This is a genomic window from Nocardia sp. NPDC050406, from assembly GCF_044459025.1.
Classification (GTDB): domain Bacteria; phylum Actinomycetota; class Actinomycetes; order Mycobacteriales; family Mycobacteriaceae; genus Nocardia.
This window is the reverse complement of the sequence record NZ_JBITIM010000003.1, coordinates 1085366-1100462: the sequence shown is the minus strand read 5'-3', so window position 1 is coordinate 1100462 and position 15097 is coordinate 1085366. Positions and strand designations below refer to the sequence as shown.

Genomic DNA, 15097 nt, shown 5'->3' with positions numbered 1-15097 from the left:
CTGCCCGATCAGCCCGGACGCGAGAGCGCCGATTCCGTCATCACCGGGAATCCGGACAACCTCCAGCGGCCCGCGCCCGGCCCGCAGCGGCAGCGACCCGCCCCGGACCGCGCAAGTTCGGTCGATTCGAAACCGCGCCCGGGCTTTTCGGTGACGATCCCGACGGTGATGAGTGCGCGCAACAGTCGATACAGCGCGTCGGGGTCGGCATCGAGTTCGGCGGCGAGGGCGCGCACGTGGCGCGGTCCGTCCGCCAGCGCGTCCGCTACGCCGAGGTCGGCGGCCGTGCCGACGGCCTGTGCGATCCAAGATCCGAGCATCAGATCGAACAGTCGGGCCGGTGCGTCGGCCAGGTCGGGCTTGGTCATACCGTCACCTCGGTGAGTGCGGGGAAATCGTTTGTCGCTCACCATCTTCGGCGGGTCGGTGCGCGGATTCATTGCCCATGCGCGCACGACTATTGCCCGCCAGCGCACAAGTGCGCTGGCGGGCAGGTGTGGAGGTATGGGCGGTCAGCTGCTGGAGGCGGCGGCGAAGGGGGTGGCGGCGGGGCGGAGGGGAGTTTGGCGTTCCGGGTGCCATAGGCCGCGGCGGCGGAGGATGGGGAGGACGCCCTCGCCGAACCAATAGGCCTCTTCCACATGGGGGTAGCCGGAGAGGATGAAGTGGCGGAGGCCGAGGCGGGAGTATTCGGTGAGGCGGTCGGCGACCTCTTCGTGGGAGCCTACGAGGGCGGTGCCCGCGCCGCCGCGGACGAGGCCGACGCCTGCCCAGAGGTTGGGGGCGATCTCGAGGCGGGAGGTGTCGCCGCCGTGGAGTTCGGTCATGCGACGCTGGCCCTCGGATTCGCTGCGCGCCAGATTCGCCTGTACGCGTTCGACATCCGCGGGGTCGATACCGGCGAGCAGGCGGTCGGCCTCCGCCCACGCCTGCTCCGAGGTGTCACGGCTGATGACGTGGATGCGCAGGCCGTAGTCGAGCGTGCGGCCGTGGTCCACGGCGAGTCCGCGAATCCACTCCAGCTTCTTGGAGACCGCGAAAAGTGGTTCGCCCCAGGTGAGATAGGTGTCGGCGTACTTGGCGGCGACCGGACCGGCCGCCTGTGACGAGCCGCCGAAGAAGATCGGTGGCACCGGGTCGGGGTGATTGGTGAGCAGGGCGTTCTCCACCCGAATGTGTTCGCCCGCAACGCTGATGGGCTCGCGCGAATGCCAGAGCTGGCGCACCACGTCCAGGAATTCCCCGGTGCGCCGGTAGCGCTGCTCCTTGTCGAGGTGATCGCCGAAGGCGCGCTGTTCGTGGCTCTCGCCGCCGGTCACCACATTGACGAGCAGTCGCCCCTCGGAGTGCCGTTGGAAGGTGCCCGCCATCTGCGCGGCCAGGGTGGGGCTGATGAGCCCGGGGCGCAGCGCCACCAGGAATTTCAGGGTGCGGGTGGTCTCCACCAGCATGGCGGTGGTGAGCCAGGCGTCCTCGCACCACGCGCCGGTGGGCGTGAGCACGGATTCGAAACCGTTCTCCTCCGCCGCCCCCGCGATCTGGTTCAGATAGCGCAGGGAGGCGGGCCGGTCGCCCGACATGGGGGTGCCGTGCCCGCCCGCGACCAGGTTGCGGGAGTCACCGTAGGTGGGCAGGAACCAGTGGAACGACAACGTCATTCGGGTCTTCTCCGTTTCAGGCGGGCGGGTAGAGGTCGTTGAACCGGGTGTCGATGAAGTCGGTGATGGTGACCCGCTCGGGCACCAGATCGGCGTCGGCGAAGATGTCGGCGACGCGCTGTTCGGCGGCGATGGTGGCATCGTCGATCGGATGGTCCCGGTACGGCTCCCGGGTGACGGACTGGTGCGCCACCTCGTAGGGCAACCCGGTGAGCTGGGCGAAGGTGCGCGACCACGGCTCCGGATTGGCGTTCACCCAGGTGTGGGCGCGCTTGATCCGGTCCAGCAGATCGCGCAGTGCGGTGGCGGTGCCGGTCTTGCCGAGGGCTTTGTCACCGGCCACGTAGAAGGCGTCGCCCTCGACATAGCCCTTGCCGTCCACCAGGATTCGCGCCTGCGCCTGCTGCTGCGCCTGCGCGGTGTAGGGATCCCAGATGGCCCAGGCGTCGACGCGTCCGGTGGTGAGCGCCGCCAGCGCGTCGGCGGGTTGCAGGTATTGCGGCTCGATATCGTCGAAGCTCAACCCGGCCTTGTCCAGCACGGTCAGCAGGTGATGGTGGGCGGAGCTGCCCTTGGCCACCGCGATCTTCTTGCCGCGCAGGTCTTCCGGCGCGCGCAGCGTCGAATTCGGCGGTACCACGATGGCCTGTCCGCTGGTGCCCACCCGATACGCCGAGACGATCTTGATCTTCGATCCGGCCGCCGCCGCGAAGACCGGTGGGGCGTTGCCGACGCCGCCGATATCGACCGCGCCCGCGTTGATGGCCTCCAGCATGGGCGGCCCGGAGGTGTACTGCGACCACTCGATCCGGTACGGAATATCCTTCAGTTCGCCCGCGGCCTCCAGCAGCGCCTGGGTGCCGGTGCCCTTCTGATCGCCGATGCGCAGCGTCACCTTGGACAGATCCACGGTGCCGTCGGCGCGCACCGACTCGTCCACGGAATCACCACTGCCGCAGGCGGTTACCAGGGCGGCCGTGAGAGCGAGGGCGGCGGCGAGCAGTCGTCGCGACGTCATGCGGTTCCTTCCGGGGAGACACCGAGTTCGGTGAGCAGAGCGCGGCGCAGCGCGAGGAATTCGGGATGGTCGCGGTGGCGCGGGCGCGGCAGGTCGATGCGGATCTCGTGTGCGATCCGGCCGTCACCGAGGACCAGGGCGCGATCGGCCAACAGCAGCGCCTCGTCCACATCGTGGGTGACCAGCAGGACGCCGGGCCGATAGCGCGTCCACAGCTGGCGCACCAGATTGTGAATGGTGATGCGCGTCAGCGCGTCCAGGGCGCTGAAGGGTTCGTCCAACAGCAGCAGATCGGGTTCGCGCACCAATGCCCGGGCGAGCGACGCGCGTTGCGCCTCACCGCCGGAGAGGGTGAGCGGCCAGGCCTCGGCCCGCTCGCCCAACCCGACCTCCTCGAGCGCCGCCCGCGCCGCGCGCTTGGGATCCGAATGGCGCAGTCCCAGTGCGATATTGGCGAGCACGCGTTTCCACGGCACCAGTCGCGGCTCCTGGAACGCCACGGCGACCTCTCCGGAGACGACCAGTTCGCCGGTGTGCTCGCCGTCGAGCCCCGCGAGGGCGCGCAGCAGCGTGGACTTGCCCGAACCGCTGCGCCCGAGCAGTGCCACGAATTCGCCGCGCTGGATCTCGAGGTCGATACCGGTCAACACCTGCCGTTCACCGAAGGCCTTGCCCAGCCCGTGAATTCGGGCCACGGGCGGATGCGCGGGCGCGGCCGCCGCCTCCTCGGTCAGTTCAAGAATCCGCGTCGCCATGCGAGCGCTCTCCTTTCGATCAGCCGGACGGCCGCATCGGTGATCAGGCCGAGCACGCTGTAGACCAGCAGACCCACCACGATCACGTCGGTGCGCAGGAAATCCCGGGCATTGTTGATGAGGTAGCCGAGTCCGGCGTCGGCATTGACCTGTTCGGCGACGATGAGCGCCAGCCAGGCCACGCCGAGGGCCTGGCGCAGCCCGACCAGGGTTTGGGGCAGCGCGCCCGGCAGCACGATGTGGCGGACCAGCGCGGGCTTGCTCAGCCGCTGCACCCGGGCGAGCTCGGCGAGCTTGCCGTCCACGCCCCGGATTCCGGCAAAGGTGTTGAGGTACAGCGGAATCGACACACCGAAGGCGACCAGCGCGATCTTCGGCAGTTCGCCGATGCCGAACCACAGGATGAGCAGCGGAATGAGGCCGTAGAAGGGGAGCGTGCGCAGCATCTGCATGGGCGGATCGATGGCGTATTCGCCGAACCGGCTCAACCCGGCCAGGACGGCGAGCCCGATACCGGCGGTCGCGCCGATGACGAAGCCGAGCGCGGCGCGTTGCAGCGACACCGTGACGGCATCGGTGAGCGTGCCGTCGCGCAGCAGGTCGACGGTGGTCGCCACGACGGTGGTCGGCGCGGCCAACAGCCGCTCGGGCAGGACCCCGGTGGAGCTGGCCAGCTGCCAGGCCGCGACGAGGACGAGTGGACTCACCAGCCGCAGCCACGCGCCGCCGGGCCGGAACCCCGACCGTGGGACGGTGCGGCCGGTGTCGGGCCGTTGAACGAGTGCGGGCAAGGCGAAACCTCGGGGGAGATGCCGGATGGGTGACCCTCCGATGATCGGCGCTCGCCCGGGAACGGACACCGGTTGAAATCGCGATGATTCTGGCTCCCGACGAGCCGCGGGGCCGCGACCTGATGTAATTCCCTATTCACATCGTGTGGAGGAACTTTCACCAAGTGAACACGGCTGATAGTGAGCGAAAATTCACCGCCGCGTGGTAGAAATCACCGTAGTCACGAAGGGTGGATTCGTCATGGAACCAACGGCCGAGCAGCGCGCCGCACTGGGCATGATCTGCGATACGTTCCTGCCGGGCGACGGGCTGAGTCTGCCCGCGGCGACGGAGCTGGGCGCGGTCGACACGATTTTCCGGATTCTGGGCCGCAACCCGCGGGAAGCGGACAAGAAGCAGCTGGCCATGCTGCTGGGGCTGTGGGATTCGCGGCTGACGGGTCTGCTCACCGGCAACGGCCCGCGCAAGTTCTCCACGCTGTCGCCGGAGCAGCGCGAGAAGGCCCTGCTGCGGCTCGGCGATTCCGGGCTCGCGCCGGTGCGGGCCATCTTCCAGGCGCTCAAACAGGCAGCGCTGTTGTCCTACAACGTCACTCCCGGCCCCACCGGGGTGAACCCGCTGTGGAAACAGATCGGCTACCCCGCGCCCACGGGGCCGTTGCCGTCGGCTCCGCGGCCCGCGCTGACACCGACGCGCTACACCGAGAACACCACGCTCACTTGCGATGTCGTGGTCGTCGGCTCGGGTGCGGGCGGCGGCGCGGCGGCGGCCGTGCTCGCCGAGTCCGGTCTCGACGTGGTGGTGCTGGAACGCGGAAACTATTACGACGACCAGGATTTCGGCGCGGGTGAACTCGATGCGCTGACCAAGCTGTACGCGCCCGGCCCGGCGGGTTCCGCCGAGGGACAGATCACCCTGGTCGCCGGTACCTGCCTGGGCGGTGGCACGGTGGTCAACTGGAGCACCTCGTTGCCCACCCCCGACCATGTGCGGCAGGAATGGGCCGAGCTGGGCGCCCCGCAGTTCGCCGAGGACGAGTTCGGTGACGCGCTGAAGGTGGTGGGCGAGCGCATCGGCGTCACCGGGGACCGGTCGCCGCTCTCCGCGCGCGACAGCGTGCTCGAGCGCGGCGCCAAGGCGCTGGGCTGGGATGTGGATCCCTTGCCGCGCAATGTGTCCGACGCCTGCGACGCCGGAATCGAGTGCGGCCGTTGCGGTTACGGCTGTCGTCTCGGCGCGAAGCAGTCCGCGACCAAGACCTGGCTGGCCGATGCGGAGGCGCACGGGGCACGGCTGGTGGTCGACGCGAATGTGCGCAAGATCGAGATCAAGAACGGTCGCGCCGAGTCGGTCGCGGCGCTCACCTCCGAGGGTGTGGAGATCACCGTGCGGGCGCGCGCCGTGGTGGTGGCCGCCGGTGCCGTGCAAACCCCCGCCCTGCTGCACCGTTCGGGCCTGCGCAACAAGAACATCGGCAAACACCTGCGGCTGCACCCCGCCGCGGCGGTCTTCGGCGTCTTCGACGAGGAGATCCGGCCGTGGGAGGGCGCGCTGCAGGCCCGGATCAGTCGCCAGCACGCCGATCTCGACGGCAAGGGCTACGGCGTCATCTACGAAACCGGGCCGGTGCACCCGGGTTTGGCCACCGGCTTCATGAGCTGGCGCGGTGCGCAGAGCTACCGCACCACCATGCTCGATTTCGCGCGCACGAATTCGGTGGGCATCATCACCCGCGACCGCGACCCGGGTGTGGTCGAGACCGATCGCAGTGGTGAGCCGATCGTGAAGTACCGGCTCTCCGATTACGACGCCGCCCATTTGCACACCGGAATCGTCGGCGCGGCAAGCATTCTCGAAGCCGCGGGTGCGCGCCGCATCTTCTCCGGCCATCAGGCGGGCATCTCCTACGAGCCCGGCGTGCGCGGTTCGCGCGAGGAGTTCGACGCGGCCTGCGAGAGCGCGGGCTACGGGCCGGGCCAGTGCGCCATGGGCGCACTGCACATCATGGGCTCCGCGCGCATGGGCGGTTCGCCCGACGTATCGGCGGTGAATCCGGACGGGGCCACCTGGGACGTCGCCAATATCGTCGTCGCCGATGGTTCGTGCTTCCCCACCGCACCGGGCGTCAACCCCATGGTGACCATCGAGGCGATCGGCTACATGAATGCCAAACGACTTGCCGCCCAACTGAGTTGAGCGATGGCATCCGAGTGCCGTCACAGCGCTCGGATGCCCTCCAGCAGGGCGTGCAGCACACCCATGTCGGATCTGGCGCCGGTGGTCGTCGGCGGCGACCGGAAGATCAGCCGCCCGTCGTCGATGAGATCGCCGATGAGCACTTTGGTCAGGGTGAGCGGCAGACGCAGATGCGCCGAGACCTCCGCGACCGACAGCGGGGTGTGACACATCGCGACAATGGCGGCGTACTCCGGTTCGGTGCGCCGCATGGCCGCGCCCCGGTGGGCGTCGACCACCAGCGTCGCCATGTTCAGCTCGGGCCGTTGTGCCTGGCCGCGGCCCCGAGTCACCGCGTAGAGGCGGACGAGTGGGCCCGCGTCCTCCTCGTACCAGTGTTCGCGCCGGTCGTTCATGGCCGTTGCGGGACACCCGCGGTGGGTCGGGGGTCGACCGACAGGTGGGTGCCGACCCGCTGGACGGTTTGATTCATCTCGTAGGCCACCATGCCCATATCGGCGTTCTCCCCGGCCAACAGCGCGAGACAGGCATTGGTCCCGGCCGCCGTGATGAACAGGACGGCGTGGTCGAGTTCCACCACCGTCTGGCAGACGCCACCGGCCTTGAAATGGTGACCGGCGCTGCGGGCCAGGCTGTGCAGCGCCGAGGCCATCGCGCCGAAGCGCTCGGCGTCGGCGCGGTCCATTCCGGCCGAGAAGCCGAGCAGCAGGCCGTCGGAGGAGAGCAGGACCGACGACTGCGCGTCGGGCAGCCCGTTGACCAGTTCGTCGAGCAGCCAGCCGAGGTCGATACGCTGGGAAGTGGTCATTGTCGCCTTCTCGTCGAGGAGTTAATGGATTGGGGGCCAACCGTTGTCGGCGGGCTTGCGGCGACCCTGGCGGGTGCCTTGGGCGATCGCGCTGATGAGATTGCGGGCCTCCTCGGCGGTGCGCTGCCGGGCCGGGGCGGGCGTGGTGGGTTCGACGCTCACCTCCGGATCGGACTGGCGGCGTCGGCGCGGTAGCTCCGGGCGGTCGCCCTGGGCATGTGGCGCGGGCTGCACCGGTGCGGCGGGCGGTGCGAGGGGAGCCTGCGGCGTCACCCACGGCGGGGTGGGCAGCTCCGGCGCGCGCTCGGGCAACTCGGCCCGTTCGGCGACGTCGATCCGCTCCGCCACGTCGACCCGCTCGGAGACCCGTGTGACCGGCTCGGCCGCCCCGAGGCGCTCGGAAACCCGCCGCACGGGGAAACTCGGTTCGATGGGGTCCGGACCGCCGTCGCTCCCGGCGTCCAGTGCGGGGGTGTGCTCCATGATGGCGGTCGGAACCAGGACCACCGCGCGCACGCCGCCGTAGTCCGATTCCGTCAGTCGCACCGAAACACCATGGCGGGCCGCCAGTTTCGCGACCACGAAGAGCCCCAGCCGGGTATCGCTGGACAGCGTCGCCACGCTGAAGTCCGGTGGATCGGCGAGCATGGCATTGCGCTCGGCGAACTCCTCCACCGACATGCCCAGCCCCTGATCGGAGATCTCGATGGCCACGCCCCGGCCGACCACGACGGCGGAGACGCCCACCGGCGATTCCGGCGGCGAATAGGCGGTGGCATTGTCCATGAGCTCGGCCAGCAGGTGGATCACATCGGCCACGGCATGGCTGGAGACGCGCACTTCGGGCATGCGCCCGGTGGTCAGCCGGGTGTAGTCGAGGCTCTCCGCGACCGCGCCGCGCACCAGATCGATGAGCAGCACCGGATTGCGCCAGCGGCGGCCCGGCTGCTCACCGCCGAGAATGATCAGGTTCTCGGCATTGCGGCGCGCGCGAGTGGCGAGATGGTCGAGCTGGAACAGCAATTCGAGCTGATCGGCATTGGTCTCCTCGCGCTCGGCCCGGTCCAGCAGGGCGAGCTGGCGGTGCACCACCACCTGACTGCGGTGGGCGATATTGAGGAAGACCGCGTTGATGCCATTGCGCGTCTTGGCCTCCGCGACCGCCGCCGAGACGGCGGCGACGTGGGCGCGGTTGAAGGCGTCGGCCACGTGGCCGAGTTCGTCGGTGCCGAAGTCCAGCCGGGCCATATCGGCCTCGTTCTCGATACCCTCGCCCGCGCCCAGTCGGCGAATCAGGTCGGGCATGCGCTCATCGGCCAATTCCAGGGTGGCGCGGCGCAATTGGCGCATGCGGCCGATGAACCGGTTGGCCAGCAGCAGCGCCAGGACGAAGGCGATGGTGGCGATCAGCAGGACCGCCGCGCCGCCGAGCAGGGCGTTGCGGGTCGCCTCCGCCCCCTGTGCGCGGGCGATGTCGTGGGCGTCGCGGCTCTGGTCCTCCCACAGCTTCTGCAGCGCCGTGTTGATCTGCGCGGTGGCTTGCTGCCAGGTCGCGAGGTCCAGGGGGAGTTCGGTTTTCGGGTCGGACTTGGCGTTGGCGGACTTGGTGTCGGCCGTCTCGGCGCTCGCGCCGAAGACCCCGCGCAACAGCAGGGCATCCTGCATGGACGTGACCTGCTGCCAGGCCGGGCTGGTGGTGATGGCATTGAGCTGTTCGAGCCGGATGCCCTTCAGGACGGTCGCGGAATAGGCCACCTGATCGCGGAATTCACCGACGCGATGGGAGAATTCGAGCAATTGCGCGGCGGTGAACTCACCGGTGGTCAGGGCCACCGCGCCCATGGTGTCGGCCTGCGAGAGCGCCTCGGCGGCGCGCAACGGCTCGACGCCATAACCCAATTCGATGGCGACCGCGGCATCCGGGGCGACACGGGCGGCCAGCATGGAGGCCGAGATGATCGTTCCGATCACCGCCGTGAAGAAGCCGAAGACCTGATCGGCGGGCACCTGGACCGCGTCCACACCGCTGCGCAGCGTCGGGACCATATTGAAGAGTTTGTTGTAGCCCTCGATATCCGAGGCGGAGCCGTCCGGATTGAGTTTGCGGGCGGCATCGCCCTTTTCCATGACCGCGGCCAGCGCCGCATCCGAATTCTGGCGTGCGGCGACCAGATTCGGCACCACGTCGGCATCGCCCGCCAGGCGCAGCAGCGAGAGGCGGCGCTCCTCTTCGAAGGCGGAGACCATGAGGATGGCCGGACTGGTGGTACTGCTGGCCAGCTCGGCCCATTCCTTGGAGGCCTGTGCGTCGTCCACCAGATACACGGCCGCGCCGCCGCCGATGGCCAGCAGCGTGACGCTCGAGATGAGCACGATCGACAGCAGTCGCGTCCGGACGCCGATGCGTCCGCGCAGTCCGCCCGAAGATGATTGCCCGGCAAGAGTTTTGCGCAGGTTCTGCCAACCGCTCACAGTAGATCTTCCTGCTCCCGAACGCTGCCGCGCGCCCCGATCAATAGCATTTGGCTCTGAAATGAGCGCAATGTCACACTTTCTCGTCGAAAGAGTAACGGAAAGATCCCGACGCAACCAGCTATCCCGTTAACCGGGATAGCAGCGAATTCCAAGCAACTCCAACCGATTCGGGGTGGCCGAGCCAGCCCTGCCGCGAGGTTGCCGTCAGTGCCGAGTCAGGTCGTCGAACCGGCCCAGTTCCCGCCGCGAGGTGATGCCGAGTTTGGGGTAGGCGTTGGACAGGTGGTAGCCGACGGTGCGTGGACTCAGGAACAGGCGTGCGCCGATCTCCTTGTTGGACAGGCCCTCCGCCGCCAGCTGTACCGTCTGCAATTCCTGCGGCGTGAGGTGGTTGAGCGGGTTCGCATCCGTCTTGGCGGCGAGCGTCTCACCGGTGGCACGCAATTCGTTGCGCGCCCGGTCCGCCCACGGGCGCGCGTCGAGATGTTCGAAGGTCTCCACGGCGGCGCGCAGATGGCGGCGGGCGTCCGCGCGGCGCTGCTCACGGCGCAGCCATTCGCCGTAGAGCAATTCGGTACGGGCGCGGTCGAAGGCGTATTCCGAACTGGTGTAGTGGGTTTCGAGGGCCGCGTCGAAGTGTTGCGCGGCCGCCGCGCCGGGGGTGAGCAGGGCGCGGCAGCGCCGCGCGATGGCCCGCGCCCACGCGTGGCCCACGTGCTCGGCCCAGTTCTCGTAGGCGGCGAGAGCATCGCGCGCGGCGTCGGGGCGGTCGATGCGGTGGGCCGCCTCGATGAGATCGGGCAGGCTCGCCGTGGCGCCGTGGCGGTTGGCCCCCGACAGCATGGTCGAGAGGCGGTCGAAGGTCGCCTCCGGTCGACCCAGGCCGAGGTCCAGCACGGCCAGCGCCGTCTCGGCATGCACTGTGCCCGGGGCGATTCCGCGTGCCAGCGGCTCCGCCGTCAGCTGGCGGCAGGTCGCTTCGTCGCCGCGCAGGGCGGCGAGGTGGGCCAGGGTGGTGGCCTGATTGATCGCCACCACGCGGTGCCCGGTGTCGGCGGCCAGGCGCAGCCCCTCGGTGGCGGCGGCGGTGGCGCGGCTGAAGTGGCCGAGCAGAATCTCGGCGCGGGCACGCAGCCAGAGGGCGCGGCCCAGCACGCCGAGCGCGCCGTCGCGTCGGCAGTCCTCCTCCAGGGCGGCGGCGAGATCGCGAACGGTCGCGACCTCACCGAGCAGCAGATGCCAGTGCACCAGCTGCGCGCGATCGGCGAAACGGTCCGGCGCGACATCGCGCACGAGGGTGCGCAGGGCCGTCACGCCGCGGTGTTGGCTCCCGGGCTCCATATTGAGTGCGCCGACGAGGTCGGCCAAGGCCCGAATGCGTTCCGCGCCGGGCAGTCCGAGCCGTTCGGCCTGTGCCGCGGTCTGGCCGACGGTCGCCAGATCGCCCGCGCTCCACGCGGATTCGGCGGCCTGGAAGAGCAGGTATCCGGCGGTTTCCGGATCGCTCCCCGCGCTGGCGGCGGCGGCCGTGGTCAGGGTGCGGTACGCGACGCGGGGGCGGTCCTGTTCGCGAGCGATGGCGGCTTGCAGTGCGACCAGCCAGGCCAGGACGGGTGCGTCCGGCATCGTGACCAGCGCCCGTTGCGCCAATTCCGCCGCACGGTCCAGGTTTCCGGCATCGGCGGCCGCCTGTGCGGCGGCGGCTTCGCGGCGGCCGCGGTCCGACGGCTCGACGCTCAACTCCGCCGATCGCTCGTAGGCGGCGACGACTTCGGCCAATCCGCCGCGGGCGCGGGCGTGGCAGGCCGCGTGTTCCAGTGCGGTGGCGGCGGTTTCGTCCGGACCCGTGGCGGCCGCGGCGAGATGCCAGGCGCGGCGCACCTCGTCGAGGGTGACGGGCGATGCGGTCTCCGGTGCCGCTACGGCACCCCATCCGGCGGGGAGATAGTGCGGGTGCGAGGTCCGAGGCGCGGTCGCGCCGAGAGCGTCGGCGAGGGCGAGGTGGGCCTCGCGCCGGTGCGCGGGCGTCGCGTCGTGATAGGCGGCGGCCCGAATCAAGGGGTGCCGGAACAGGATTCGGGCACCGTCGAGAGTGAGCAGGCCCGCCTGTTCGGCGGCGGCGAGATCGTCGTCGGTGGCCTCGAAGCGCGCCGCGGCCGCGCGGATCACCGCGGCCTCACCCGAGCCGTCGGCGGCGGCTACCAAGACGAGGTCCCTGGTGGTGCGGGGGAGTGCGGCGAGCTGCTCGGCGAAGGCGCATTCGATGCGATGCGGCGCATCGGTGCGGCGATAGGGCGAGGCGTACATCTGCTCGGGCAGCCGCACGGTCGGAAGTATGTGCAGCGCGAGCGGATTGCCCTGCGACTCGCGCACCACCCACCGCGCGGTCGCGGCGGGCAGGTCCCGATGCCGCGCGTCCAGCAGCGCCCGCGCATCGTTCTCGTCGAGCCCGGTCAGCACCAATTCGGTGGCGTCGAGCTGCTGAAGTTCGGGCAGCCGATCGTCGCGCACGGCCAGCACCACCGCGACCCGCTCGGCATCGAGGCGGCGGATAGCGAACAGCAGCGCGTCCAGCGAGGCCCGGTCGAGCCACTGCGCATCGTCGACCAGGCAGAGCAGCGGCTGCTCCTCGGCCAGTTCGGCGAGCAGCGTCAGCGTGGCCGCGCCCACCAGGAACCGGTTCCCGCGCCCCTCCCCGGTGTCCAAGGCCGCCCGCAATGCCTCCGCCTGCGCCTGCGGCAACCCGTCGAGCCGCTGCCGCCCGAGCAGCAGATGCAATCCGGCGAAGGGCAGCTCGCTCTCGGCCTCGGTCCCGCTCGCCCGCAGCACCCGAAACCCCGGCGACCCGTCTGCGGCGGTGGCCTTCGCCGCGATCTGGGCCAGCAGCGCCGACTTCCCGATCCCGGCCTCGCCGCGCACCACGACAATCCCGGCCCGCCCGGCCGCGGCCTCGATGAGCAGGCTCTCGATAGCGGCAATCTCCGCGCTGCGACCGTAGAACACGTTGTCCGACTCTACGGCGCGGCCAGCTGTGACCCGCGCCCGATCGGCCGGGCGGAGGCTCGATCATCCGGCGTACGGCCGCGCCGCGCGGCCGTCCCGCAATGTATGCGCCCACCAGGTCAATTGGTTCAGCATGGTTTTGGCGGCGATCGCGGTGGCGGGGTCGAGCGGGGTGCCGTCCGGGCCGAACTTGTCCCACGCGTTGTGGAAGCTGACGGTGTCGCGGACGGTGACGGCGTGGAGTTCGGCGAAGATCTGGCGGAGTTGTTCGACGGCGCGGAGGCCACCGGCCAGGCCGCCGTAGGAGACGAACCCGACCGGTTTGGCCTGCCACTGGTGGTAGTGCCAGTCGATGGCGGCTTTGAGCGGGGCGGGGAAGCTGTGGTTGTACTCGGGGGTCACGACGACGAACGCATCGGCGGCGTCCAGGCGGGCGGTGAGGTCGGCCATCTCGGGGTCGGGGTCGCCGCCCAGCTCCAGGGGGACGGGATGGTCGGCCAGGTCGACGAGGTCGACATCCACGTCCTCGTGTGCGGCGGCGGCCCCGGCGAACCAGTGGGCGACGGTGGGACCGAAGCGTCCGCTGCGGGTGCTGGCGATGATCACGGCTACGCGCAAGGGGTTGGGGGACATGGCATCTCCTGACGAGCGATTCGGAATCGGCGAATACCGATGCCCCCACGCTAGGAAGCCGATCCCCGCACCCGCCTCTGTCGAATGACCTGGTTTCCACCTCGCCGGTGACCGGGGTCGCCGCCGCCCCGCCGAACCAGGTCGTTCGACAGAGGCGAACACCCGCGCCCCCTCCCTAGCGTTCCCGCCATGAACGCGACACTCGCTCCGGCCCGGCCCCTTCCGGTCGTCGCCCCGCCGACCCTGGCCGCCACCGCGACCGTGGTCGTGCTGGCCTCCATCATGACCGTCCTCGACACCACCATCGTCAATGTGGCCCTCGAGCCCCTCGCCGGAGCCTTCCGGGCCCCGCTCGCCACCATCGCCTGGGTGGCCACCGGCTACACCCTCGCCCTGGCCACCGTCATCCCCGTAACCGCTTGGGCCATGGGCAGATTCGGAGTCAAACGGCTGTACCTCACCGCCATCGCCCTGTTCGCGCTGGGCTCGCTGTTGGCCGGTCTGGCCTGGAACGCGGAGTCGCTCATCGTCTTTCGCGTCGTCCAGGGTCTCGGCGGCGGCATGATCATGCCCATCGGCATGACCATCATGATGCGCGCCGCCGATCCGGCGCGCCTCGGCCGCACCATGGCGCTGTTGGGTATTCCGGTGCTGGTCGGGCCGCTGGCGGGACCGGTCCTGGGCGGCTGGCTGGTGGATCACGCCTCCTGGCGCTGGATCTTCCTGATCAACCTGCCCATCGCCGCCGTCGCCCTGCTCGGCGCGAGCCGAATCCTCGCCGCCGACACCCCGCAGCCCACCGCGCCGCTCGACCTGCCCGGCCTGCTCATGCTCTCACCCGGTCTGGCCCTGCTCATCTACGGCGTCGCCACCGGCGGTGAGCGCGCCGACTTCACCACCCCCGCCGCACTGCTGCCCGCCCTCGCCGGAGCCGTGCTGATCACCGGTTTCGTGGTCCGCGCACTGCGCGTGGACCATCCCCTCATCAACCTGAACCTGTTCGCCCACCGCGCCTTCCGCTCGGCGGCCACCACCCTGGTCCTGTTCAATGGCGCGTACTTCGGCTCCATGCTGCTGGGCCCGCTGTACTGGCAGGTGGTGCGCGGACTCTCCGCCACCGAGGCGGGGCTCTACGGAATTCCCCAGGTGCTCGCCACCGGTATCACCATGCAGATCGCCGGACGCCTCACCGACCGTATCGCGCCCGGCCGTATCGTGCTGGTCGGAATCACCACGGCGGCAGCGGGATTCGCGCTGCTGACCACTCAGATCCACGCCGACACCGCCTTCTGGCGCATCGCCCTCGCGGGAATCGTCATGGGCATCGGCGTCGGCGCGACCATCATGCCGACCATGACCACCGGAACCCGCGCTCTCCCAGCGGAATCCATTCCGGCGGCCACCACCGCCATCAGCATCGTCCAGCAGGCGGCCGCCGCCATCGGCAGCGCCGCCATCGCGGTCCTGCTGAGCGCGGCCATGATGCGCGAAGCCGACGGCGCGACCCTGGAAACCGCGCACGCCGCCGCCGTCGATCCCGCTGTCGCGCAGAGCCTGGCGGACGCCTTCCGCGGCACCTACGGCTGGGCCGTGCTCGTCATGGCGCTGGCGCTCGTCCCCGCGCTGTGGCTGCCCCGGCACCGCCCGGCCGCCCGGTAGCCGCGAAATCCCGATCACGGCAATTCGATTCACCGTGATCGGGACCGGCGACAGCGCACCACCGCGGTTCATATCGTGATCCCACCATCCGGAGCGGAGA

General features: G+C 70.0%; 12 protein-coding genes. 2 read left to right on the top strand and 10 right to left on the bottom strand.

Annotation, left to right across the window (positions count from 1 at the left end):
- Nucleotides 1-8: 8 nt before the first annotated feature.
- The 5 genes from ACIBH2_RS28440 to ACIBH2_RS28420 all read right to left on the bottom strand — a co-directional run bounded on the left by ACIBH2_RS28440 (nt 9) and on the right by ACIBH2_RS28420 (nt 4222).
- Nucleotides 9-368: a methyltransferase dimerization domain-containing protein gene (locus tag ACIBH2_RS28440; protein ID WP_397122842.1), complete on the bottom strand. Its 360-nt coding sequence runs from the start codon at nt 366-368 to the stop codon at nt 9-11.
- Between the two features lie 144 nt (nt 369-512).
- Nucleotides 513-1658, bottom strand: coding sequence for an LLM class flavin-dependent oxidoreductase (locus tag ACIBH2_RS28435; protein WP_397122840.1), 1146 nt, complete (start codon nt 1656-1658; stop codon nt 513-515).
- A 16-nt stretch (nt 1659-1674) separates the two neighbouring features.
- Nucleotides 1675-2676 (bottom strand): ABC transporter substrate-binding protein, encoded by a 1002-nt coding sequence (locus ACIBH2_RS28430; RefSeq protein WP_397122838.1) that lies wholly within the window; start codon nt 2674-2676, stop codon nt 1675-1677.
- Nucleotides 2673-3431, bottom strand: coding sequence for an ABC transporter ATP-binding protein (locus ACIBH2_RS28425; RefSeq protein ID WP_397122836.1), 759 nt, complete (start codon nt 3429-3431; stop codon nt 2673-2675). The genes ACIBH2_RS28430 and ACIBH2_RS28425 overlap by 4 nt, the downstream gene beginning before the upstream one ends.
- The gene (locus tag ACIBH2_RS28420; RefSeq protein ID WP_397122834.1) at nt 3407-4222 is read right to left on the bottom strand and encodes an ABC transporter permease; all 816 of its coding nucleotides are present in this window, start codon (nt 4220-4222) and stop codon (nt 3407-3409) included. Before ACIBH2_RS28420 ends, ACIBH2_RS28425 begins: the two co-directional genes overlap by 25 nt.
- Nucleotides 4223-4463: 241 nt before the next feature.
- Here ACIBH2_RS28420 and ACIBH2_RS28415 point away from each other — a divergent pair, with 241 nt between their 5' ends.
- Nucleotides 4464-6419: a GMC family oxidoreductase N-terminal domain-containing protein gene (locus tag ACIBH2_RS28415; RefSeq protein WP_397122832.1), complete on the top strand. Its 1956-nt coding sequence runs from the start codon at nt 4464-4466 to the stop codon at nt 6417-6419.
- Between the two features lie 20 nt (nt 6420-6439).
- On the opposite strand, the gene ACIBH2_RS28410 is transcribed toward ACIBH2_RS28415, so the two are convergent.
- From ACIBH2_RS28410 to ACIBH2_RS28390, 5 genes are all read right to left on the bottom strand, one after another.
- A complete protein-coding gene (locus ACIBH2_RS28410; RefSeq protein ID WP_397122830.1) occupies nt 6440-6814 on the bottom strand; it encodes a DUF742 domain-containing protein in 375 nt (124 codons plus the stop codon).
- A complete protein-coding gene (locus ACIBH2_RS28405) occupies nt 6811-7227 on the bottom strand; it encodes a roadblock/LC7 domain-containing protein (RefSeq protein ID WP_397122828.1) in 417 nt (138 codons plus the stop codon). The genes ACIBH2_RS28410 and ACIBH2_RS28405 overlap by 4 nt, the downstream gene beginning before the upstream one ends.
- A gap of 21 nt (nt 7228-7248) precedes the next feature.
- The gene (locus tag ACIBH2_RS28400) at nt 7249-9699 is read right to left on the bottom strand and encodes a nitrate- and nitrite sensing domain-containing protein (protein ID WP_397122826.1); all 2451 of its coding nucleotides are present in this window, start codon (nt 9697-9699) and stop codon (nt 7249-7251) included.
- A 207-nt stretch (nt 9700-9906) separates the two neighbouring features.
- On the bottom strand, nt 9907-12705 hold the full coding sequence (locus ACIBH2_RS28395; RefSeq protein WP_397122824.1) for an AAA family ATPase: 2799 nt from the start codon (nt 12703-12705) through the stop codon (nt 9907-9909).
- A 63-nt stretch (nt 12706-12768) separates the two neighbouring features.
- Nucleotides 12769-13338, bottom strand: coding sequence for an NADPH-dependent FMN reductase (locus ACIBH2_RS28390; RefSeq protein WP_397122822.1), 570 nt, complete (start codon nt 13336-13338; stop codon nt 12769-12771).
- Between the two features lie 189 nt (nt 13339-13527).
- Between ACIBH2_RS28390 and ACIBH2_RS28385 the strand changes: the two genes are divergently transcribed.
- Nucleotides 13528-14997 (top strand): DHA2 family efflux MFS transporter permease subunit, encoded by a 1470-nt coding sequence (locus ACIBH2_RS28385; RefSeq protein WP_397122820.1) that lies wholly within the window; start codon nt 13528-13530, stop codon nt 14995-14997.
- The last annotated feature ends 100 nt before the right edge of the window (nt 14998-15097 follow it).